Source organism: Pseudomonas sp. S2_H01, assembly GCF_054668305.1.
Genome location: NZ_CP162756.1, coordinates 3,215,624 through 3,238,115, shown reverse-complemented (window position 1 = coordinate 3,238,115; position 22,492 = coordinate 3,215,624). Strand labels below are relative to the sequence as shown.

The following is a 22,492-nucleotide window of genomic DNA, read 5'->3' as shown; positions in this document are numbered from 1 at the left end:
ATTAGGTACGCTCCGTCTTGCTCAGCCACATGTCGCGCATCGACCCGTCTCTGATCTGCATCGGGTAGACGTGTTCGGCGACGTCGACCTGGATGTCGAGGAACACCAGGCGATCCTTCATGGCGAACGCTTCTTCCATCTTCGGCTTCAAGTCTTTCAGATCGGTGATCTTCATGCCGACGTGACCGTAGGCTTCGACCAGCTTCACGAAATCAGGCAGCGACTCCATATAGGAGTGCGAGTGACGACCGCTGTAGCTCATGTCCTGCCATTGACGAACCATGCCGAGCACGCCGTTGTTGAGCAGAATGATCTTCACCGGCAGGTTGTACTGCAGGCACGTCGACAGCTCCTGGATGTTCATCTGGATACTGCCTTCGCCCGTCACACAGGCAACGTGTGCGTCAGGAAAGCTCAGCGCAACGCCCATGGCCGCTGGCAGACCAAAGCCCATGGTGCCCAGACCACCGGAGTTGATCCAGCGATTAGGCTTGTTGAAACGGTAGTACTGCGCGGCAAACATCTGATGCTGACCCACGTCGGAGGTGACGTAGGCATCGCCCTTGGTCACTTCGCACAGCGTTTCGATCACGGCCTGAGGCTTGATGACGCTGCCGTCACCACGGTTGTACGGAAACAGGTCGCCGCCCGCACGCCACTCGTCGATCTGCTTCCACCAGGTCGCCACCGATTCCTTGCTAGGGGTCTCGCCGATTTCCTTGAGTGTCGCAACCATTTCGGTCAGGACGCTTTCCACAGGACCTACGATAGGCACGTCAGCCTTGATGGTCTTGGAGATCGAAGCCGGGTCGATATCGATGTGGATGATCTTGGCGCCCGGGCAGAAGCGCGAGGCGCCATTGATCACGCGATCGTCGAAACGCGCGCCGACCGCCAGGATAACGTCCGAATGGTGCATCGCCAGGTTGGCGGTGTAGCTGCCATGCATGCCCAGCATGCCGACGAACTGGCGATCGGTCCCTGGATAAGCGCCCAGGCCCATCAAGGTGTTGGTCACCGGCGCGTTCAGCATTTGCGACAGTTCGGTCAGTGGTGCCGAACCGTTGCCCATCACCACGCCGCCACCGGCGTAGATGATCGGGCGCTTGGCAGCCAGGAGCATCTCCACCGCCTTGCGGATCTGACCAGAGTGGCCACGAACTGCCGGGCTGTAGGAGCGCAACTTGGCTTTTTTCGGGAAGACGTATTCGAACTTCTCGGCCGGGTTGGTCATGTCTTTTGGAATGTCGACCACGACAGGACCAGGACGGCCGGACTGCGCCAGGTAGAACGCCTTCTTCAGGACTTCCGGGATTTCCGACGGATGCTTGATCATGAAGCTGTGCTTCACGATCGGACGGGAGATACCGATCATGTCGGTTTCCTGGAAGGCGTCGGTCCCTACCATGTTGCTTGGCACCTGACCCGACAGGACAACCATCGGAATCGAGTCCATATAGGCGGTCGCGATGCCGGTGATGGCGTTGGTTGCACCGGGACCTGAAGTCACCAGTACGACGCCAGCCTTGCCGGTAGCGCGCGCATAACCGTCAGCCATGTGGGTCGCAGCCTGTTCGTGACGAACGAGGATGTGGCTCACGGCCGGTTCTTTGAACAGCGCGTCGTAAATATGCAGGAGGGCACCGCCCGGGTACCCATAGATATGCTCAACGCCTTCGTCACGCAAAAAGCGGACGACCATTTCAGCGCCAGATAAAAGCTCCACGTTGTTCACCTCTAAAACGCCAGAATACCGTCCACACAAACGAGGAGACGGGTCTTAATAGGTTTACTGCAAAGCAGAGCATGAGCGACGGTGGTCGCCGACTACGTCAGCACTGACTGAGCAAGTATTGGGAGCGCCCCTAAGTGTTTCGGGGTCTTCCCACCCAGCGCGAGGTAACGCGTTGCGGGTGTTACAGGTCGGCGCGGGTGTGCGCCTCATGATCTACCGAGACGGTCTGCTTCTGGCAGTCCCTCTACAGCGAACTTTGGATTGTTCTGATTCGCCCCGCTCAAGTCAAGTCATCGATGCGCTTTCTTCACCCACACTGTGCGAAAAAGCACCGAATGAGGTCGTCTCGGCGTGCTTGTGATAGGTTTCGTCAGCACCGCAAACGACGTTAAGGAAGCAGTATGCGCTGGATAATTCTCGCCACCGCGTTGACGCTGGCAGTTGGGACTGCTACCGGTCAGGCGGCCCAGATCTATAAATGGGTCGATGCACAGGGGGTGACGCACTTCGACGCCCAGCCGCCTGCCGGCCAGTCGGTTCAGGAAATCGACATACAGAAACCGATCACGCCGCCCTCCACTGCACCAGCAGCGCGGCCCGATGTCGACCAGGAACAGCAGGCCATCGACACCAAGGTGAAGAAACAGGTCGCGGCCGACGCCGCCAAGCGCAAAGCGTACTGCGACCGCCAACGCACCAACCTTGCGCAGTTGCAAAACAATCCGCGGGTGCGTGAAGAAGTGAACGGAGAATACAGACGCTTTACCGAGGAGGAGCGTCAGGCACGTATCGCCGAGGTCAAGAGGTCCATCGACGATACGTGCAACTGAGCGTCAGACTGACTCTGTGATCAGCCGGTCAAACTGAGCCAGCAGTGCCTGCAGATTGCGGGTTTCCTGGACGCGACTGGCGTAGACCATTTGCGCCATTTCCAGAATGCCCGATGCATTCGGCAGTGGCAGATCCTGCTCAAGGATGATTTTCATCCGGGGCAGGAAAATCCATTGCAACCACTGATCGAAATCCAGCGTGTCGACACAAAACGGCTCGCGGCTCGACAGGTCCTCATCGCTGGGCGGCACCTCTTTCCACAAGCCCAGCACACGAAGTTCACGCTCGATCAACAGCAACTGATCGGCGATCTTTGGAAACCGATTATCCATTGGCCTTCTGCCGCGCCAGCGCGGCACCCGCCGCGTCACCCTGTTTCTCACGCGCTTGTGCAATCAGTCCCCACAGGCTCGCCTGCAAGCTGGCCCGGCCGTTGGCGTAGGTCAGACCACGACGCGCCAGTTGCTCCGCCTGAGGTGCGTCACCTTGAGCCAGACGCACTTGCGCCAGTTTGTAGAGCACCTGCGGTTCGCGCGGCGCGACACGTTGAGCGCGCTCGAGGCTGGACGACGCACCGTTGAGGTCGCCGCTGCTCTGCTGTTGCTGTGCGGTGGTCAGCAACGCCAGCACAGGACCGTCCAGTTGCTCGTCAGCCGAGAGACCGCCGCTGCTCGACGCCGACGGAATACCGGTCGGCGCGGACGCAGGCATATTGTAGGTATTGCCGGTCGCGGCAGGCGGTGTGTAGGTGCTGTTAATCGGTGCCTGATTGGCCGGAGCAGTGTTGATCGGGGCCGTACTGACCGGCGCCGAGGTCGGCGGGACGAAAGTCGAGATCGGCGCAGCGCTGGCATTGGCGCCGCCCGGGACCATCACGGTGACGCCCGAGTCTTCTTGAATCGATTGCGCCTGCGCCGGGCTCTGGACCGGCGCACGATAGGCGGTGTTACGGTTTGTCGAGACACGCTCGCTGTTGGAGACGCGCGAGCCCGCGTCCACCACCGGAATGTTGCTGCGCGTCTGACTGGCGCAACCATTGAGCAAAGCCAGAGCCGTTAAAGCCGGAATCCACCACTTGTTCACTTCACATCCTCTTCGCTTAGTTCAACCAGCCTTTGACCCAGTCCATCACCGACTCGGCAGGCGCTGATGGCCCGCCACACGCTGGCCCAGGTTGAGGCTCACTGCCGCGAATATACGGCATCTGGACGGCGCCTGGGCAGCTGGCATCGGTACCTTGCCCGGTTGAAGCATTGACCCAGGCCTGAACCACGTTATCCGGCATGGCCATGTCCAGCGGAAGCGGGTCGGCCTTCTTCATGAAGCTGGTCCAGATTTGCAACGCGCCCGTGGCGCCGGTAAACGGTGTCTTGCCGTTGTCGTCTCGACCCATCCAGACCACTGCCAGCAAATCCTGACTGAAGCCTGCGAACCAGCTGTCACGAGAATCGTTGGTCGTCCCCGATTTACCCGCCAGGTTCAGCGTGCCTGGCAATACGTTGTACACAGACTTGCCGGTGCCTTCGCGCATCACGCGCTGCATGGCGTTCTGCAGCAGATAGATGGAACCCGGGTCGAAGCGCTGCTGAATCTGAAACGGATAACGCTTCAGCGGCTCGCCTTCGGCAGTCAGCACACTCCGGATACCGCGCAGTGGCGTGTTGAACCCGCCGCTGGCAATGGTCTGGTACATGGTCGCCACTTCAATCGGGCTCAGGGCGCCAGCCCCCAGCAACATCGACGGAAACGTCGGCCAGTCGCGGGTTACGCCCAGCTTGGTGAGGGTTTTGAAGACATTCGGCACACCCAGATCAAGTCCCAGCTTGGCGCTGGACAAGTTGTAGGAATGCGCCAGCCCCTGATAAAGGAAGATGTTGCCGTGGGCCTTGTGATCGAAGTTCTGGGGCTTCCAGATCTGGCCATCCGCGCCCTTTACCTGAAACGGTTCGTCCGGCACCCAACTGGTCAGCGTGTACTGCTGAGGACGCTCCAGCGCGGTGAGGTAAATCGCCGGTTTGACCAGCGAGCCGATCGGACGCACGGCATCCAGCGCGCGGTTGAATCCGGCAAATCCGGCCTGACGGCTGCCGATCAAGGCCTGCACTTCGCCCGTTTCCGGGTTGGTCACGACCATGGCCGTTTCCATATCATCGGAGCCCTTGCGCCCCGCCATCTTCGCGAAACTCTCACGAACAGCGGCTTCCGACTTCATTTGCAGGATCGGGTCAAAGCTGGTGAAGATCCGCAGGCCTTCTTCGGTCAAGTCTTCGTCGCGATAGTCCTGACGCAGCTGACGCTTGACCAGGTCCAGGAAGTCCGGGAACGAGCTGTCAGCCAGCGAGCCGGTCTTGGTCACGCCCAACGGCATTTTCTTCGCCGCCGCCACGGCCTCCGGTGAGGCAACGCCTTGCTGTTCAAGCAGATCGAGCACCAGGTTACGGCGCTCAAGCGCCCGTTCAGGATTGCGACGCGGGTTGTAGTAGGACGGCCCCTTCACGAGACCGACCAACAGCGCCACCTGATGGAGCTTGAGCTCCGACAACGGCTGGCTGAAGAAATACTGGCTCGCCAGGCCAAAACCGTGAACGGCGCGCTGACCGTCCTGACCGACGAAGACTTCGTTGAGGTACGCCTCGAGGATTTCCTGCTTGCTGTAATGGATCTCCAACAGGATCGCCATCATGGCTTCGGTCAGCTTGCGCGTGATACTGCGCTCGTTGGTCAGGTAGAAGTTCTTGACCAACTGTTGAGTCAGGGTTGATCCCCCTTGACGCATCTGTCCGGCCGAGGCGTTGACCCAGAAAGCCCGGGCAATCGACTTCGGCGACACGCCGAAATGATGGTAAAAGTCGCGGTCTTCGACGGTTACCAGCGTGTCGAGCAAATAAGGAGGCGCCTGATCGAGCTTGATCAGGATGCGGTCTTCAAGGTTTTTCGGGTAAAGACCGCCGATCATCAGCGGCTCAAGCCGCGCAACGGCGAGCTTCGAACCATTGGCGGCCGTCAGGTCTGCGACATAGTCGCCCGAGAAACGCACGTGGATCTGCTGAGCGGGGTCCGCGCCTTCATAGAACTGAAAGCCGCGCGTATTCAGGTCAACGTTGTTGCCGTTCACCGCCGCAGCGCCTGGGCCATTGGCAACGCTTTCACGCCGGTAACCCAAGGCATCGAGCTCGATGAGGAAGTCGTCACGGGACAGTTTCTGTCCGACGAACAGCTCCAGAGGCCGCGCATAGACCTTGGCGGGGATGGTCCAGCGCTTGCCGGAGAATTTCTCCTGGACGATGGAGTCCAGATACACCGCGAAGCAGGCAAGAATCACCATGCCCACGAGGCTGAGTTTGAGGGCCCAGCCCAACAGGCTGCGAAGGCGGCTGTTGGCGGGTTTGGGGGATTTTTTCGAAGTGCGGGATCGAGTCATGGCGGCGGATTATACGCACTTTCAAGATCATCGGCAGACCGCCCTCTCAGCGGTTTGCAGCAATGCGCCAAGCGGCCATAATGGCCGCCTTTAGTCACCTTCTTTTTCGACTTATCACTTTTCAAGGATTGTCCGTGAGCCAGACACTGATAGCCGCTCTGCAAAACCCTGCCCTGTTCCCGCACCCGGTGGAGCAGTTTCAGGTCATTGAGACGCATATTTCCTGGGTGCTGCTCACAGGCCCCTTCGTCTACAAGATCAAGAAGCCGATGAATTTCGGCTTCCTTGATTTCACCACCCTCTCCTCTCGCGAGCACTTCTGCCAGCAGGAGTTGAAGCTCAATCAGCGTCTCACCGAGAATTTGTATCTGGAAGTGTTGCCGATCACCGGCAGCGCTGAAGCGCCTCAATTGGGCGGCGAGGGCGAGGCGATCGAATACGCGTTGAAAATGCGCCAGTTCCCGCAGGACGGTTTGCTTAGCACCCTGCAAGCGAAAGGCGAACTGACCACGGCGCACATCGATGACATGGCGCGCCAGATTGCCGAGTTCCACGAAAAGGCGCCGCGCGTCCTGTCCGAAAACGAACTGGGCTCGCCCGAAAGCGTGATGGCACCCGTCACCCAGAACTTCGAGCAGATTCTGCCGTTCCTCAGCGAAAAGGCCGATCTTGTTCAGCTCGACGCCCTCGAAGCCTGGGCCAAGGCCAGCTACGAGCGCTTGAAGCCTCTGCTGAGTCAGCGCAAGGCCGATGGTTTCATTCGCGAATGCCACGGTGATATCCATCTGGGCAACATCACGCTGATTGACGGCAAGGTCGTGATTTTCGACTGCATCGAATTCAACGAGCCGTTCCGCATGACCGACGTCTACGCCGACATCGGCTTTCTGGCGATGGACCTGGAAGACCGTGGCCTGAAAAGCCTGTCGCGTCGCCTGATCAGCCAGTACCTGGAGCACACCGGCGATTACGCGGGCCTGGAGTTGCTGAATTTCTACAAAGCCTACCGTGCGCTGGTTCGGGCCAAGGTGTCGCTGTTCAGCCTGTCGCCCGATGCTGACCACGTGCAACGCGCCACCACCCTGCGCCAATACCGCAACTACGCCAACCTGGCGGAGAGCTACAGCGCCATCCCTTCCAATTTTCTGGCGATCACCCACGGTGTTTCCGCTGTCGGCAAGAGCCATGTGGCGATGCGTCTGGTGGAAGCGCTGGGCGCCGTTCGTCTGCGTTCTGATATCGAACGCAAGCGCCTGTTTGGGGACAGCAAAGACCTGTACGCAGCCGAGGTCAGCGCCGACACCTACAAGCGCCTGAACGAACTGGCGGCCGTGGTGTTGCACGCCGGATTCCCGGTCGTGATCGACGCGACGTTCCTCAAGCACGAGCAGCGTCTGGCAACAGCACAGGTGGCGGAAGCGACCGGCGCACCGTTCCTGATCCTCGACTGCGCGGCGCCCAAGGCGGTCATCCAAGGCTGGCTCGCGCAGCGTCAGGCCCAGAACCAGGACCCGTCCGACGCCACCATGGAGGTCATCGAAGCTCAACTGGCTAACCGTGAACCACTGACCGCAGACGAAACGCTGCGCAGCCGTCACGTAGAAACCAATCTGAGCGGGGATCTGGACAAACTCGTCACGGATATTCGTCAGTACCTTCCCGGCCTGTAATCACGACCGCTCACCAATCATCGCGTCGTGAAGGAAGCCCCTTCACGGCTCGACGATAGTGGCATTATACTGGCGTCAGAATTCCAACAAGGTGACGCCATGAACCAGCCCAAGCAGCTCGACTCCCCGCTCTTTGCCTTGCTGCGAAGAGATGACGTAAACGCCTTCAACCTCCAACGCCCGAAAAACGGGCCGATCGATCTCGCCGGCGGTGATTTTCGCGGCCTCGATCTGCGCGAACTGAATGCCGATGACATCGACTTCACTGACGCTTATTTTCGGTCTGCCGACCTGCGCGGCGTCGATTTCCGAACGGCTTCGCTGGAAGGCGCAAGCATCGCCCATGCCCAGATCTCCGGGGCCTACTTCCCGCCAGAGCTGAGCGCCGACGAGATTCTCATGTCGGTCAATTTCGGCACACGCCTGCGTTACCGCACACGTTAAGCCTGCACGGCACTCGCCCCCCGCGAGTTGTCAGCCTCCCCGCCCTGCATGCTCGGACATGCCGGGCCTGCCCCGTTTGTCGCTTTAACCACCTTTTTCGCTACCGTCCGGCGCTTCGCTGGGGGTTTTACCGAGCGTTGGCCTTCCCCTCTCTCATGGCTATCTATACTCATTCCATGGCTTGAGCCCGCAGTTTGTCCAGGCCTGTAAGGTTTTTAAACACGGAGCAACACCTTGCACGGAGGCAACATGGAAGACGAACTGCAACAGATGAAAAATCTGGGCAAGACTTCGGTCCAGTGGCTGCACGCAGCCGGAATTCACAACGAAGCAGACTTGCGCCGACTGGGCGCCATACATGCTTATCGCGCGGTCAAGACCCGCGGCTTTCGCACCTCCAAGGTCCTGCTCTATGCCATTGAGGGCGCACTGCTCGACCAGCATTGGTGCGACCTGCCGCTTGAAGTGAAAGCTTCACTGAATGAACAAGTCATCGGACTCGACAGAGAAGCCTCGCGACCACACACCACAGCCGTTGGAAAATAGTTTGATATCACCTGTTGACTTACAAATGAGAATCACTATGATTATCACATCCGGTCGCGAGACTGGCTGGTAACCTGAAAGGCTCCTTGGTTCGGACTCTCAGATTATCTCCTCATCAGGCTAATCACGGTTTTTGACCCGGCTTTTTGCCGGGTCTTTTTTTGCCCGCGATAAGTGCAGCTCACTCATGCCCCCATGCCAAGCTGCGTCAGTAGTTCGTCCAGCAGGCTCGATCCGCCCAACCGCATTCTCTGCGGCTCCAGCCAGTAAGGCCCAAACCGGGCTTGCGCGATCTCGAGGTAGGTCCGCGCCTCGCTGATCGTGCGCACATTTCCAGACGCCTTGAACCCGACTTGCGCGCCCAGTTCGGCAATCGCCTCGATCAGGATCCGCGCCGCCTGTGGTGTCGCGCTGACGATCTGTTTACCCGTACTGGTCTTGAGAAAGGCGACACCCTCGCGGATCGCCATCCTGCACACATCGTGGATGATCTGGGGATCGCGCAACACGCCGGTTTCAAGGGTAACCGTCAGCGTCCCGCGTCGGCCGCATCGGGCTTTGCAGGCCGCGATCATTTCGGCACCGATCTGCTTGTCGCCTGCCAGATGCGCGTGGAACGGGTAGACCAGGTCGATTTCATCGGCCCCCGCGAGCACAGCAGCCTCTGTTTCAGACACCACCGTGGCGACGGAGGCACCGCCATTGGGGAAATTAACCGCGGCCACCACCTTGATCTCTCTGGCCTGGGCGTCGTCGAGCGTACGCCGGGCCAGGCCTGCGAACCTGGGTAGCACACAGACTGCCGCGACATTTCCCACCGGTGTCTTGGCCCGCTCGCACAAGGCCACAATGCGCTCGGCCGTGTCGTCAGCGTTCAACGACGTCAACTCCATCAACGCTATCGCCGTCTGAGCCCATGCTTCGTCGCTCTCGTTCATCCTGCTCATGCCACTTGCCTCACCCTTCACGTTCGAGGGAGCGACGATAATCCAGCAAGGGTGCGCGTGAACGACCACGCAGGCTGTAAAGAGCTGACCTACGCGACTATCAGAAACGTCTTAAGGATGTTGCCTGCAAACAATCGCCTTGGTTGTCAGGACGGCGGGCGCATCTGCGCGCAGTAGTCCTGATCGGGCAGTGCAGCGGTGTACCAGACGTAATCCGCGCTGCCGGGCTCGACCTCGTTGCCGACCTGCGCCAGCAACAACACGACGGGACGCTCCGGGCTGCTGAGGTCCGCCATGTGCAGAGGAATCCCCAGATCCTTGCGAACGTGATAACTGCCCGCAAACAACAAGGCAGGCGCCGGCGCCTCCATGACACGGTGCGCCATGCGCCGGTCTCGCTGTTGCTGAACGGCGAGCATCGCGGGAAGGGCATCCTCGGGCAGCATGCCGCAGTGAGATTCGCGGACCTGCGCCAACAACTGCGCGCGCACGGTCTCGCGGGTTGATTGGGTGCCGCTCAGCACGGGACGCTGGTGGTAAATGGCCCCGATCTCTTCTTTGCTCAGGTTGGCGGACAGCACCGGGTACGGCTGGGCCAACGCGAACCGCATTATCGGCCCGTAAAGCGCCCAGTCCCAGCCGTTCTGCCAGGCTAAGGCGACGGGCAAGTCGGCAGGGTAGCGGCCGCTCTGTAAACCGCGCTGCACTTGATCAACCCGGCCCTGCTGGTCCGGCGTTAGCATTTCCAGCAACAGGCTGCCTTGTGGGCGCTGATCGCTGAGCGCCTGCAACAACCACAGCTGCAAGGCATGGTGATCGGGATTGTCATGCTGCTCGCCCACCAGCACACGGGGGGCCCCGGCCAGACGAGCGATCAACTGTTGCGGGGTCAACGCCTGTCCGGTGCCGAGATCGCGAATCATGCCCAGATCCCTGTGCTCACGCCCCTCGGGGCTTTGCCAGGAAGGTAGGGGTGGCAACGTCGGCGGCGACTGGCAGGCGCTCGCCAATGACAGCATCAGAAACAGCAGGTATCGACGCACGCGACCTCCTTGTAAAACGACTTTCCAGAACGGCTTACCGCGCGATGATCAACGGGTGTCCTCGCTCGGGGTGACGCTGAACCAGCACCTCCAGGCCAAACACGGCTTCGAGCGACTCCGGCACCAACACCGTGTCTGGCGTACCCAGCGCATAAGGTCGGCCCGACGCCAGCAACAACAGGCGGTCGCAGTAACGCGCCGCCAGATTGAGATCGTGAAGAATCACCATGACCGCGCCACCCCGGTCGGCGAAATCACGCACGGCCTGCAGCGTGGTGTGTTGATGCAGCGGATCCAGCATCGAGGTCGGCTCGTCCAGCAACAACGTCTTCCCGCCCTCGCCCGGCCACAACTGCGCCAACACCCTCGCCAGGTGAACGCGCTGACGCTCACCGCCCGACAACGTGAGGTAGCTGCGATCGTTCAAGTGCAGCGCATCGGCGGCTTCCAGCGCCGCCTGGACGATCTCGGCATCACGCTGCTGGCCGCTGTCATGAGGCAAACGCCCCATCGCGACCACGTCCTGCACCTTGAACGCGAAGCTCAGCGTCGAACTCTGCGCAAGAACCGCCAGACGCCGCGCCCTCTGCTGGCCTGTCCAGTGCGTCAGCAACTGCTCGTCGAGCCAAAGCTGACCCTGCGTCGTCTTCAACTCACCACACAATGCGCCCAGCAGCGTGCTCTTGCCAGCCCCGTTCGGCCCGAGCACACCCAGGATTTCGCCGGGGTTGACGGTCAGGTCGATGTGTTCCAGCACGCATTTGCCGTCACGATGAACGCTGAGCCCTTGCGCCTTCATCATCAGGTGCGTCCTCGAACCAGCAAAAACAGGAAAAACGGCGCTCCGATAAAGGCGGTAACAATGCCGATCGGCAGTTCTGCCGGCGCCAGCACCATCCGCGCAAACACATCGGCGAACAGCAACAGGCTCGCGCCGGCCAGTGCCGAAGCAGGCAGCACGACACGGTGATCGGGGCCTGCGACCAACCGAATCAGGTGAGGCACGATCAACCCGACAAATCCAATCAGCCCCGCAGCCGCCACCGCTGCACCGACACCCAGCGCGATACAGAGAATCAGCTCGCGCTTGAGCCTCTCTACTTCAATACCCAGATGGCGGGCCTCGGACTCCCCAAGGAGCAGCGCATTCAGCGCCCTGGCCCGGCGCGGGAGCCAGAAAATCACCGCCGTACAGACCAGCAGCAGAGGCCAGAGCCTCGCATAACTGGCGCCGTTCAGCGTGCCGAGGTTCCAGAACGTCAACGTGCGCAAAGCAGCGTCATCGGCCAGGTAGGTGAACAGGCCGATAATCGAACCTGCCAGCGCTGTCATCGCCACACCCGCCAGCAGCATGATGCCCACGCTGGTCTGTCCATCGCGGCGCCCGAGGCGATAAACGATGCCCGTGACGGTCAGGCCGCCCGCGAATGCGCAGATCGACAATAAATAAGGCTCAAGCACAGGCGGTAAGCCACCCAGAGAAGCTCCCGCCACGATGGCGACCGCCGCACCCAGCGCGGCGCCGCTGGAAACACCGACCAGGCCCGGGTCGGCCAGCGGGTTGCGGAACAAGCCCTGCATCGCCACGCCCGACAATGCCAAAACAGCCCCCACCGCTAACCCGAGCAGCGTGCGAGGCACACGAATCTGGCCGAGGATCAGCTCGGCCTGCTGAACGTCATCCCCTGCCAACGGCACACCGAGCAGGCGCAGACCGGCGCGCAGCGTGTCCATCAGCGGGAGGCTTACAGGCCCCAATGCCAGCGACAGCCAGATAGCCAGTGCGCAAGCGAGACTCAGCAGGGTGAATAACGTTCGAGGCTGCACTATCGCCCTCATTGAGCTGGCGACACCTTGGCGTTGAGGGTGGTATTTGCAGGATAGAACGCTTTGGACAGGGTCTTCATCGCCTCCGGCAGACGAGGGCCCAGACCGCCGACCAACAGCGTCGGATCCACTTCGATCAGGCGGTTATCGCGTGCGGCCTGCGTCGAGGTGAGCAAAGGGTTTTCTCTAAGCAATGCGTCGCGGGAGGAGGCCCCGTTCTGTGCACGGTCGGTGAACACCAGCACATCAGGATTCAGACCGGTCATGGCCTCGGCAGAGAAAATCTTGTAGCCGGCATGAGTCGCCAGATTTCGGCCACCGGCCTGTTTTATCAGCCAGTCACCCACGGTCCCCACGCCGGCCACCATCGGCGCTGCCCCGGCATGGCTGACCAACAGAATGACGCCAGGCTCGGGTTGGCGCTGTTGCGCCTGCGCAACCCAGTTGTGCTGGGTGTCCAGTTGCTTCGCGTAGTGTTCGCTCAGCTCACGTGCCCGGGGTTCATCGCCGAGCAACGCGCCGAGCTTCTGCAAGTTGCCGTGCAACGCCGTCATGTTCGCGCTGGCGGACAACACTTCCACCTTCACGCCTGCCGATCGAAGTTGTTCGAGAACGGGCGGCGGGCCCATTTCTTCAGTGCCTACCAGAATGTTCGGACGCAGGCTCAGAATGCCTTCAGACGACAACTGCCGCTGATAACCGATGCTGGGCAGCGATTTGATCGACTCGGGGTGCTGGCTGGTGGTGTCGATTCCGACCAGATGAGACTCCCCACCCAACGCCACGACCCATTCCGTCAACGCCCCGCCCGCACTGACCCAGCGCTGAGGTGGCTGCGATTGAGCTGACGCCAGATGAGTGAATACGAGCCCGGCCAGAATCACAGTCAGTTTGCTCAGGGAGCGCATAGCGGGAGAATCCTTATAAAGAGGGAGCGCGCCTGACATCCCTCAAGGATCAGGCCCGGCGTACGCTGGATCGACGCGTCATTTCCAGAGCTGTCAGACTAGACGCTATGACAACCGGGCAATTTGATAATTATTTGCATTTGCGCGTCAAGCGCGAAGGAGACTCCACTGAACTACCTGTGTAACGGGAATGAACTGCCCGAAGGAACAAGCCGTGGCTTCGAGATTGATGGCCTGCGAGTGCTGGCAGTACGCCGCGCCGGTCTGGTTTACGTCTACCAGAACCGATGTCCACACCGTGGCGTGCCGCTGGAATGGCATCCAGACCAGTTTCTCGACAGCAGCGCCAGCCTGATCCAGTGCGCGACCCACGGGGCACTGTTTCTGATCGAGAGTGGTGAATGCATCGCCGGGCCGTGTGAAGGCAAAACCCTGGGCGTCATCACCTGCGGCGAAGACGCGCAGGGCATCTGGATCAGCCCGCCAGCACGGGATTGAGCACGCCCTTTTCAGCCAGATGAACCTTGAGACGACGGTCGACGCGCACTTCATCCGGCGTCAGTTGCACACCATAGGCGAGGACTTCAACTCCGGCGGAGACGGCCTCACGCAGGGCTTCGGCATAGGCGGCATCGATTTCCTCGGCGGGACGCACGCCCTCAATCCCGGTCAGATTGACGCAATACAGCAGCACGGCGCGCACGCCCTCGCGAGCCAGGGCGGCCAGCTCGCGCAAATGCTTCGCGCCGCGTTGGGTCACCGCGTCGGGAAACGCCGCCACGGCCGTATCGTCAAACCCCAACGTGACGCTTTTCACCTCCAGGTAGAGCGGACCCTCGGGGTAATCCAGACGGAAATCGACCCGACTGTTCTCCTGCCCGTAGGCCACTTCCCGCTTGAGCGCGGTAAAACCGTTGAGCTCGGTGATGACACCCGCCAACAGCGCTTCTTCCACCAGTTTGTTCGCGCGGCCGGTGTTCACGCAGGCAAAGCGTCCCTGAGGGGTCTCGCTGATTTCCCACGTGCCCGGCAACTTACGCTTGGGGTCATTGGAGCGACTGAACCAGACGCGTCCGCCGGGCATCATGCAGTTGAACATTGAGCCGGTGTTGGGGCAATGAATGGTCAGGCGTTCGCCGCTGGGGGTTTCGATATCGGCCAGAAAGCGCTTGTAACGCTGGATCAGGCGACCTTCTTCGAGTTCGGGAGAAAAACGCATCAGGCCTTCCAGGTCCGCAGTCCACGCTCGATACGCTCAACGGCCTCCTGGAGTCGCGGCAGGCTCTGTGTGTAGGCAAAACGCACATGATGGCCGGCCTGATAACGCCCGAAATCCAGGCCCGGCGTGAACGCGATGTGTTCGGTCTCCAGAAAATGCCGACAAAACGCAAACGCGTCGCCGCCGAAGGCGCTGATGTCCGCATAAAGATAGAAGGCGCCTTCGGGCTCCACGGCAATGTTGAAGCCAAGCTCACGCAACGCGGGCAGCAGGAAGTCCCTTCGCTTGCCAAATTCAGTGCGACGCTCTTCGAGAATGGCCAGTGTCTGCGGGTCGAAACACGCCAACGCGGCGCTTTGCGCCATGCTCGGTGCGCTGATGTAAAGGTTCTGCGCCAGCTTTTCCAGATCGCCGACCGCGTCTTGCGGCGCCACCAGCCACCCCAGGCGCCACCCGGTCATGCCGAAATACTTTGAAAAACTATTCAAAACAAACGCGTCGTTGTCCACTTCCAGCACGCTGGCGGCATCGGTGCCATAAGTCAGACCGTGGTAAATCTCGTCCACCACCAGATGCCCCTTGCGCGCCTTGAGCGACGCGGACAGTGCAGCGAGCTCGTCACGGTGCAGCAAGGTGCCCGTCGGGTTGGCCGGCGAGGCGACCAACGCACCGACGCTGTCCTGATTCCAGTGCTGTGCGACCAGATCCGGCGTCAGTTGGTAACGCACCTGCGGCCCGACCGGCACCAATTGCGCAGCGCCTTCCACCAGACGCAGGAAATGACGGTTACACGGATACCCCGGATCGGCCAGCAACCAGTGTTTACCGGGATCGACCAACAGACTCGCCGCCAGCAGCAGGGCGCCCGAGCCGCCAGGCGTAATCAGGATGCGGCCCGGATCCACGTTGACGCCGTAACGCTGGGCATAGAAGCCGGAAATAGCCTCGCGCAACTCAGGCAAGCCGCGCGCGGCGGTGTAGCGGGTTTTGCCCGCCGCCAATGCAGCCTGCCCGGCCTTGATGATGGGTTCGGCCGTGGTGAAGTCCGGCTCGCCGATCTCCAGGTGGATGACATCGTGCCCCGCCGCTTGCAGTTCATTGGCGCGCGCCAGCAGCGCCATCACATGAAAGGGTTCGATGGCGCGGCTGCGCGCACTGTAGGGCTGGGGCATTGGCCTTCCTTTATTTACACGTGTCGGAAACAATTTGCCGATTCTACCCAACCGCCTGCCCGGCTACAGGATTTATCCGGTGCCGTTTTGTGCCGACGATCCACTAATGGAGATGTTGTGGCGACAGGGGGCTAGACTGGTGGCACTGCAAAATAATATAAAACCGGGCGCTTTGGCTGTGGTCATAGTTCATGGGCGCGTTGCAGAGCCATGCTCGACAACCGGGAGTAGCGCGCTCCGATTCGATCTGGTAAGTTCGCCCGCTTGCAGCCGCAGGGCCGGCAGGTGTCGGCGATGGATCATTACCCTGCGCAATGGCTTAGAAGAGTGAGAGGCGGTCCGTTCATGCCCACCGAAGAAAAGCAAAAGAGCAATTCAACAACGATCAGCGGTTTCGCCCCCTACGTCGAAGCGAAGGGTGAGGAATACATGGGCAAGCCCATGCGCGATCACTTCATCAAGATCCTGAACAAGTGGAAGCAGGATTTGATGCAGGAAGTCGACCGCACGGTTGATCACATGAAGGACGAAGCGGCCAACTTCCCTGACCCTGCTGACCGTGCAAGTCAGGAAGAAGAATTCGCTCTGGAGCTGCGTGCTCGTGACCGTGAGCGCAAGTTGATCAAAAAGATCGACAAGACGCTGCAACTGATCGAAGACGAAGAGTATGGCTGGTGCGAGTCCTGCGGCATCGAGATCGGCTTGCGCCGCCTGGAAGCCCGCCCGACTGCCGACCTGTGCATCGACTGCAAGACGCTGGCTGAAATCAAGGAAAAGCAGGTCGGTAAATGATCCTGCTTTTCGTATAAGACAAAGGACGCTTCGGCGTCCTTTGTTGTTTTGGCATTGTCCCCAAACCGATTTCCAGTACCATCACTGCCCATGAAATCCCCCTCTTATATAGGGCGCTTTGCGCCAACGCCCAGCGGCTACCTGCATTTTGGCTCTCTGGTTGCCGCCCTGGCGTCCTATCTGGATGCGCGCGCGGTCGGCGGGAAGTGGCTGATGCGCATGGAAGACCTCGATCCGCCCCGCGAAGAACCCGGCGCGCAGACCGCGATCCTCAATACCCTGGAAACCTACGGGTTTGAGTGGGACGGCGAGCTGGTGCGGCAAAGTGACCGCCACGAAGCCTATCAAGACATCATCAATCGCTGGTTCAGCTACGGGCTGGCCTACGCTTGCACCTGTTCGCGCAAGCAGCTCGAAGATTTCCAGGGGATTTACCCGGGCTTTTGCCGCAACGCAGGGCATGCGCCTGATAACGCAGCAATCCGTATCCGCGTGCCAGAGCTGGAATACCGCTTTGAAGATCGGGTTCAGGGTGATTTTCGTCAGCATCTGGGCCGTGACGTCGGCGATTTCGTGATCAAGCGGCGGGACGGCTTCTACGCCTATCAACTGGCGGTGGTTCTGGACGATGGCTGGCAGGGCGTTACCGACATCGTGCGCGGCGCCGACCTGCTGGACTCCACGCCACGCCAGCTTTACCTGCAGGAATTGCTGGGATTGCCGCAACCGCGCTATCTGCACGTCCCGCTGATTACCCAGCCTGACGGCCATAAGCTGGGCAAGTCCTACCGCTCACCACCGTTACCCGTCGATCAGGCTACGCCACTGCTGATGCGTGCCTTGCGCGCACTGGGACAGCCCGTACCGGACGAGTTGTCCTTCGCGACGCCGCGTGAGGTGCTTGGCTGGGGCATCGCCCACTGGAATGCCGATTTGATTCCACGGGTCGCCTGCATCGAAGAAGCTCGAATAGACTGATCTAGAGCGGTTGCTCCAAACTGCACCACAAAGCTGGCCGAAACGTCGCTTGCAGCCTGATAGCCATCCGTTACCATGCCGCTCCGTCACAGGCTGTCGTGCCGGCGTCACTCAATCTGGGAGGCCAAATGTACATTTATCGATTGGTCCTGCTCCTGGTGGTAGGCATCTACCTCTTCTCCCCCGCCATCATGGATTGGTGGATCGACGCAACGGGCGCCTGGTATCGGCCCTACATGCTGTGGCTGATCCTGATCGTGGTGACCTTCATTCTGCAGAGCCAACGAGATGCCGATGAGCTTTAGCCTGACCCAGATGATCCTGGTCAGCACCGCCTACCTGTTGGTGCTGTTCAGCGTTGCCTGGATCAGCGAACGCGGCCTGATCCCGCGCTGGATCATTCGCCACCCGCTGACCTACACCCTGTCGCTGGGCGTTTATGCCAGTGCCTGGGCGTTCTACGGCACCGTGGGCCTGGCGTACGAATACGGTTATGGGTTTCTGTCGAGTTACCTGGGCGTATCGGGGGCCTTTCTGCTCGCGCCGGTGCTGCTTTACCCGATTCTCAAGATCACCCGCACCTACCAGCTCTCGTCGCTGGCTGACCTCTTTGCCTTCCGCTTTCGCAGCACCTGGGCGGGCGCACTGACGACGATTTTCATGCTGATCGGCGTCTTGCCGCTGCTGGCCCTGCAGATCCAGGCCGTTGCGGACTCCATGGCGATCCTGACCCGTGAGCCTGTGCGCAACTACGTCGCCTTTGCGTTCTGTGTGTTGATTACCCTGTTCACCATCTTCTTCGGCTCGCGACACATCGCCACCCGGGAAAAACACGAAGGCCTGGTGTTCGCCATCGCTTTCGAGTCGGTGATCAAGCTGGCGGCCATCGGTGGCATCGGGATTTATGCGCTTTACGGCGTGTTCGACGGCCCGGCGAGCCTTGAGCAATGGCTTCTGCAGAACCAGAGCGCACTGGCCGCGCTGCATACGCCCCTGCAGGAAGGCCCTTGGCGAACGCTGCTGCTGGTGTTCTTCGCCTCGGCCATCGTGATGCCGCACATGTATCACATGACCTTTACCGAAAACCTCAATCCGCGCGCGCTGGTCAGCGCGAGTTGGGGTCTGCCGCTGTTTCTGTTGCTGATGAGTCTGGCCGTCCCACTGGTGCTGTGGGCCGGGCTCAAACTGGGCGCGACCACCAGCCCGGAATACTTCACCCTCGGCATCGGCATTGCCGCCAACAACAAACTGTTGGCGCTGCTCGCTTACGTCGGCGGGCTGTCAGCGGCGAGCGGCCTGATCATCGTCACCACGCTGGCCTTGTCGGGCATGGCGCTCAACCACCTGGTATTGCCGCTCTACCAGCCGCCGGCCGAAGGCAATATCTACCGCTGGCTGAAGTGGACCCGCCGTGGGCTGATCGTCGCCATCATCATGGCCGGCTACGGTTTCTACTTGCTGCTCGGCGCCAAGCAGGACCTGGCCAACCTGGGCATCGTCGCCTTCGTCGCCACTTTGCAGTTCCTGCCCGGCGTGCTCTCGGTTCTGTATTGGCCCGCCGCAAACCGTCGCGGCTTCATGGCAGGCCTGATCGCAGGGATCGTGGTGTGGCTGGTCAGCATGCTGTTCCCGCTGATCGGCAACTTCCAGGGCTTCTATATTCCGCTGTTGAACATGATCTACGTGCTGGATGACACCAGCTGGCACATGGCGGCGATTGCCTCGCTGGCCGCCAACGTTCTGGTGTTCACCCTGATTTCCCTGTTCAGCAACCCCAGCCCTGAGGAAGCCAGCGCCGCCGAGGCCTGCGCTGTGGATAACGTTCGCCGCCCGCAGCGTCGGGAACTGCACGCCGTCTCGCCGCAGGAGTTCGCGACTCAACTGGCCAAGCCGCTGGGCGCCAAAGCCGCGCAAAAGGAAGTCGAACAGGCCCTGCGCGATCTTTACCTGCCGTTCGACGAGCGTCGCCCGTACGCGCTGCGTCGCCTGCGTGACCGCATCGAAGCCAACCTGTCCGGCCTGATGGGCCCCAGCGTCGCACAGGACATGGTCGAGACCTTCCTGCCGTACAAATCAGGCGGCGAGAACTACGTCACCGAAGACATTCACTTCATCGAAAGCCGGCTCGAGGACTATCACTCGCGCCTCACCGGCCTCGCCGCCGAGCTCGATGCCCTGCGCCGTTACCACCGTCAGACCCTGCAGGAGTTGCCGATGGGCGTCTGCTCGCTGGCCAAGGATCAGGAGATCCTGATGTGGAACAAGGCCATGGAGGAACTCACCGGGATTGGCGCGCAGCGTGTGGTCGGCTCGCGCCTTGAAACCATTGCCGACCCATGGCGGCAATTGCTGCTGGGCTTCATCAACGTGCCGGACGAGCATTTGCACAAGCAGCGTCTGGCGCTGGACGGCCAGACCCGCTGGCTGAACCTTCATAAAGCGGCCATCGACGAACCGCTGGCGCCCGGTAACAGCGGGCTGGTGATTCTGGTTGAAGACCTGACCGACACCCAGATGCTCGAAGACAAACTGGTCCACTCCGAGCGTCTGGCCAGCATCGGTCGCCTGGCGGCAGGTGTGGCGCACGAGATTGGCAACCCGATCACCGGCATTGCCTGCCTGGCGCAGAACCTGCGCGAAGAGCGCGAGGATGATGGCGAACTGACCGAAATCAGCAGCCAGATCATCGAACAGACCAAGCGTGTCTCGCGCATCGTGCAGTCGCTGATGAGCTTCGCCCACGCGGGCGGCCATCAGCATGCCGACGAACCTGTGTGCCTGGCCGAAGTCGCTCAGGATGCCATTGGTCTGCTCGCGCTGAATCGCCGCAATTTCGAAGTGCAATTCTATAACCTGTGCAACCCGAGCCACTGGGTCGATGGCGACCCGCAACGCCTGGCTCAGGTGCTGATCAACCTGCTCTCCAACGCCCGTGACGCCTCGCCTGCGGGCAGTGCAGTGCGGGTAAAAAGCGAAGCCTCAGAACATACGGTCGATTTGATCGTCGAAGATGAAGGCACTGGAATTCCGAAAGCAATCATGGACCGCTTGTTCGAACCGTTCTTCACCACCAAGGATCCGGGGGAAGGGACAGGACTGGGGCTCGCACTGGTCTATTCCATCGTTGAAGAGCATTATGGACAAATCACCATCGACAGCCCGGCTGACCCCGAGCAACAACGCGGAACCCGTATTCGGGTGACATTACCGCGACATGTCGAAGCGACGTCCGCTGTGAACTGAGACCGTCGAGAGAATCGAATCAATGCCGCACATTTTGATCGTCGAAGACGAAACCATTATCCGCTCTGCCTTGCGTCGCCTGCTGGAACGTAATCAGTACCAAGTCAGTGAAGCCGGATCCGTGCAGGAAGCTCAGGAACGTTTCAGCATCCCCTCGTTTGATCTGATCGTCAGCGACCTGCGCCTGCCCGGCGCACCCGGCACTGAGCTGATCAAGCTCGGCCAGGGCAAGCCGGTGCTGATCATGACCAGCTACGCCAGCCTGCGCTCGGCCGTGGACTCGATGAAAATGGGCGCGGTGGATTACATCGCCAAGCCCTTCGACCACGACGAAATGCTGCAGGCCGTCTCGCGCATTCTGCGTGACCGGCAAACGGTACAAAGCCTTCAAGCCGAGCGCGTGGCGAGCGGCAAGGCGTCCGCTGCCGACAAGTCGGGACCTGACAACAGTAACGGTGAAATCGGCATCATTGGCTCGTGCCCGCCGATGCAGGACCTGTACAGCAAAATCCGCAAAGTCGCGCCAACCGATTCCAACGTGCTGGTCCAGGGTGAGTCCGGGACCGGCAAGGAACTGGTGGCTCGTGCCCTGCACAACCTGTCGCGTCGCGCCAAGGCACCGATGATTTCGGTGAACTGCGCGGCCATTCCGGAAACCCTGATCGAATCCGAACTGTTCGGCCACGAGAAAGGCGCATTCACTGGGGCCAGCGCCGGGCGCGCCGGTCTGGTAGAGGCGGCTGACGGCGGAACCCTGTTTCTCGACGAAATCGGTGAGCTGCCCCTTGAGGCGCAGGCGCGTTTACTGCGCGTGCTTCAGGAAGGCGAAATTCGCCGTGTCGGCTCGGTGCAATCGCAGAAGGTCGACGTACGTCTCATCGCGGCGACCCACCGGGACCTCAAGAGCCTGGCCAAGGTCGGACAATTCCGCGAAGACCTTTACTACCGTCTGCACGTCATCGCCCTCAAACTGCCGGCGCTGCGTGAACGTGGCGCCGACGTGAACGAAATCGCCAACGCGTTCCTGGCGCGGCAAAGCGCAAAGGCCGGACGCAACGACCTGCGGTTTGGCCCTGACGCCGAGCAGGCCATTCGTCATTACTCCTGGCCGGGTAACGTGCGAGAGCTCGAAAACGCAGTCGAGCGCGCCGTGATCCTGTGCGAAAGCCCGGAAATTTCAGCGGACCTGCTGGGCATCGACATCGAGCTGAGCGATCTGGACGTCGAAGAGTTCATCGGTCTGGCGCCGCAGACCGGTAATTCCGCCAGCTCCACCGCTCATGAGCCCACCGAAGACCTGTCACTGGAAGACTACTTCCAGCACTTCGTGCTTGAGCATCAGGACCACATGACCGAGACCGAACTGGCACGCAAACTCGGCGTGAGCCGCAAGTGCCTGTGGGAGCGCCGTCAGCGCCTGGGTATCCCTCGTCGCAAGACGGGTGTGGCCAGCGAAACCTGAGGTCATCACCCCGCACAGGGCTCTGGCACGCGGTGTTCGGGCCTTGTGAAAAAACTGTTACCTCATTCAGCGACACGTAACAAAGGCCGGGGCGTACGGTAACGTAACCCCGGTTTTTTTCGACCCGCGAAAAATAGCGTCGTTTTGCCACACCCCCGTGTTTAAAGGGCTGCAGCGTTTTACACAAAAGTTGGCACGCGTCCTGCTATATGTATTCGTACAAGAACAACAAAAATCAGTCACCCGCAAAACAA

General features: G+C 60.6%; 21 protein-coding genes. 10 read left to right on the top strand and 11 right to left on the bottom strand.

The window, feature by feature from the left end; translation table 11 throughout:
* Position 1 precedes the first annotated feature (1 nt).
* Positions 2–1,726 carry an acetolactate synthase 3 large subunit gene (locus tag AB4N84_RS14415; protein WP_074759268.1) on the bottom strand — a complete coding sequence of 575 codons (1,725 nt, stop codon included), beginning with the start codon at positions 1,724–1,726 and terminating at the stop codon, positions 2–4.
* 410 nt (positions 1,727–2,136) lie between these two features.
* On the opposite strand from AB4N84_RS14415, the gene AB4N84_RS14410 reads away from it, so the two are divergent.
* Positions 2,137–2,565, top strand: a complete 429-nt coding sequence (locus AB4N84_RS14410) for a DUF4124 domain-containing protein (protein WP_460046814.1) — start codon at positions 2,137–2,139, stop codon at positions 2,563–2,565.
* Positions 2,566–2,568: 3 nt separating this feature from the next.
* Here the strand turns inward: AB4N84_RS14410 and AB4N84_RS14405 are convergent, their stop codons facing one another.
* The 3 genes from AB4N84_RS14405 to mrcB are packed head-to-tail and all read right to left on the bottom strand — an operon-like array spanning position 2,569 to position 5,987.
* Positions 2,569–2,898: a YqcC family protein gene (locus tag AB4N84_RS14405; RefSeq protein WP_074759251.1), complete on the bottom strand. Its 330-nt coding sequence runs from the start codon at positions 2,896–2,898 to the stop codon at positions 2,569–2,571.
* Positions 2,891–3,649, bottom strand: coding sequence for a tetratricopeptide repeat protein (locus AB4N84_RS14400; protein ID WP_460046813.1), 759 nt, complete (start codon positions 3,647–3,649; stop codon positions 2,891–2,893). Before AB4N84_RS14400 ends, AB4N84_RS14405 begins: the two co-directional genes overlap by 8 nt.
* Before the next feature lie 16 nt (positions 3,650–3,665).
* A complete protein-coding gene (mrcB, locus tag AB4N84_RS14395; RefSeq protein ID WP_074759247.1) occupies positions 3,666–5,987 on the bottom strand; it encodes a penicillin-binding protein 1B in 2,322 nt (773 codons plus the stop codon).
* Between the two features lie 134 nt (positions 5,988–6,121).
* Here mrcB and AB4N84_RS14390 point away from each other — a divergent pair, with 134 nt between their 5' ends.
* The 3 genes from AB4N84_RS14390 (at position 6,122) to AB4N84_RS14380 (ending at position 8,647) form a co-directional block, all read left to right on the top strand.
* Entirely contained in the window at positions 6,122–7,657 is a 1,536-nt protein-coding gene (locus tag AB4N84_RS14390; protein WP_074759245.1) for a bifunctional aminoglycoside phosphotransferase/ATP-binding protein, read from the top strand.
* A gap of 99 nt (positions 7,658–7,756) precedes the next feature.
* Positions 7,757–8,101, top strand: coding sequence for a pentapeptide repeat-containing protein (locus AB4N84_RS14385; protein ID WP_074759243.1), 345 nt, complete (start codon positions 7,757–7,759; stop codon positions 8,099–8,101).
* Positions 8,102–8,350: 249 nt separating this feature from the next.
* Entirely contained in the window at positions 8,351–8,647 is a 297-nt protein-coding gene (locus AB4N84_RS14380; protein WP_460046811.1) for a TfoX/Sxy family protein, read from the top strand.
* A gap of 185 nt (positions 8,648–8,832) precedes the next feature.
* On the opposite strand, the gene deoC is transcribed toward AB4N84_RS14380, so the two are convergent.
* From deoC to AB4N84_RS14355, 5 genes are all read right to left on the bottom strand, one after another.
* Positions 8,833–9,594: a deoxyribose-phosphate aldolase gene (deoC, locus tag AB4N84_RS14375; protein WP_460046809.1), complete on the bottom strand. Its 762-nt coding sequence runs from the start codon at positions 9,592–9,594 to the stop codon at positions 8,833–8,835.
* A gap of 146 nt (positions 9,595–9,740) precedes the next feature.
* Positions 9,741–10,613 carry a ChaN family lipoprotein gene (locus tag AB4N84_RS14370; RefSeq protein ID WP_460047023.1) on the bottom strand — a complete coding sequence of 291 codons (873 nt, stop codon included), beginning with the start codon at positions 10,611–10,613 and terminating at the stop codon, positions 9,741–9,743.
* Positions 10,614–10,671: 58 nt separating this feature from the next.
* On the bottom strand, positions 10,672–11,439 hold the full coding sequence (locus tag AB4N84_RS14365) for a heme ABC transporter ATP-binding protein (protein WP_460046808.1): 768 nt from the start codon (positions 11,437–11,439) through the stop codon (positions 10,672–10,674).
* The gene (locus AB4N84_RS14360; RefSeq protein ID WP_460046806.1) at positions 11,439–12,476 is read right to left on the bottom strand and encodes a FecCD family ABC transporter permease; all 1,038 of its coding nucleotides are present in this window, start codon (positions 12,474–12,476) and stop codon (positions 11,439–11,441) included. The genes AB4N84_RS14365 and AB4N84_RS14360 overlap by 1 nt, the downstream gene beginning before the upstream one ends.
* A complete protein-coding gene (locus AB4N84_RS14355) occupies positions 12,473–13,372 on the bottom strand; it encodes a heme/hemin ABC transporter substrate-binding protein (RefSeq protein ID WP_460046805.1) in 900 nt (299 codons plus the stop codon). Before AB4N84_RS14355 ends, AB4N84_RS14360 begins: the two co-directional genes overlap by 4 nt.
* Before the next feature lie 168 nt (positions 13,373–13,540).
* Between AB4N84_RS14355 and AB4N84_RS14350 the strand changes: the two genes are divergently transcribed.
* On the top strand, positions 13,541–13,870 hold the full coding sequence (locus AB4N84_RS14350; RefSeq protein ID WP_074759264.1) for a Rieske (2Fe-2S) protein: 330 nt from the start codon (positions 13,541–13,543) through the stop codon (positions 13,868–13,870).
* Here AB4N84_RS14350 and sfsA read toward each other — a convergent pair.
* The gene (gene sfsA / locus AB4N84_RS14345; RefSeq protein ID WP_460046804.1) at positions 13,848–14,591 is read right to left on the bottom strand and encodes a DNA/RNA nuclease SfsA; all 744 of its coding nucleotides are present in this window, start codon (positions 14,589–14,591) and stop codon (positions 13,848–13,850) included. The two genes, AB4N84_RS14350 and sfsA, sit on opposite strands and share 23 nt — an antisense overlap.
* The gene (locus tag AB4N84_RS14340; RefSeq protein ID WP_460046803.1) at positions 14,591–15,763 is read right to left on the bottom strand and encodes a pyridoxal phosphate-dependent aminotransferase; all 1,173 of its coding nucleotides are present in this window, start codon (positions 15,761–15,763) and stop codon (positions 14,591–14,593) included. Before AB4N84_RS14340 ends, sfsA begins: the two co-directional genes overlap by 1 nt.
* Before the next feature lie 345 nt (positions 15,764–16,108).
* Here AB4N84_RS14340 and dksA point away from each other — a divergent pair, with 345 nt between their 5' ends.
* The 5 genes from dksA (at position 16,109) to AB4N84_RS14315 (ending at position 22,238) form a co-directional block, all read left to right on the top strand.
* Positions 16,109–16,555 carry an RNA polymerase-binding protein DksA gene (gene dksA, locus AB4N84_RS14335; RefSeq protein ID WP_074759227.1) on the top strand — a complete coding sequence of 149 codons (447 nt, stop codon included), beginning with the start codon at positions 16,109–16,111 and terminating at the stop codon, positions 16,553–16,555.
* Between the two features lie 90 nt (positions 16,556–16,645).
* Positions 16,646–17,533, top strand: a complete 888-nt coding sequence (gluQRS, locus tag AB4N84_RS14330) for a tRNA glutamyl-Q(34) synthetase GluQRS (RefSeq protein WP_460046801.1) — start codon at positions 16,646–16,648, stop codon at positions 17,531–17,533.
* Positions 17,534–17,661: 128 nt separating this feature from the next.
* Positions 17,662–17,838: a hypothetical protein gene (locus tag AB4N84_RS14325; protein WP_002552060.1), complete on the top strand. Its 177-nt coding sequence runs from the start codon at positions 17,662–17,664 to the stop codon at positions 17,836–17,838.
* Entirely contained in the window at positions 17,822–20,776 is a 2,955-nt protein-coding gene (locus AB4N84_RS14320; RefSeq protein ID WP_460046800.1) for a sensor histidine kinase, read from the top strand. Before AB4N84_RS14325 ends, AB4N84_RS14320 begins: the two co-directional genes overlap by 17 nt.
* A 22-nt stretch (positions 20,777–20,798) precedes the next feature.
* The gene (locus tag AB4N84_RS14315) at positions 20,799–22,238 is read left to right on the top strand and encodes a sigma-54-dependent transcriptional regulator (RefSeq protein WP_074759221.1); all 1,440 of its coding nucleotides are present in this window, start codon (positions 20,799–20,801) and stop codon (positions 22,236–22,238) included.
* Positions 22,239–22,492: the final 254 nt, after the last annotated feature.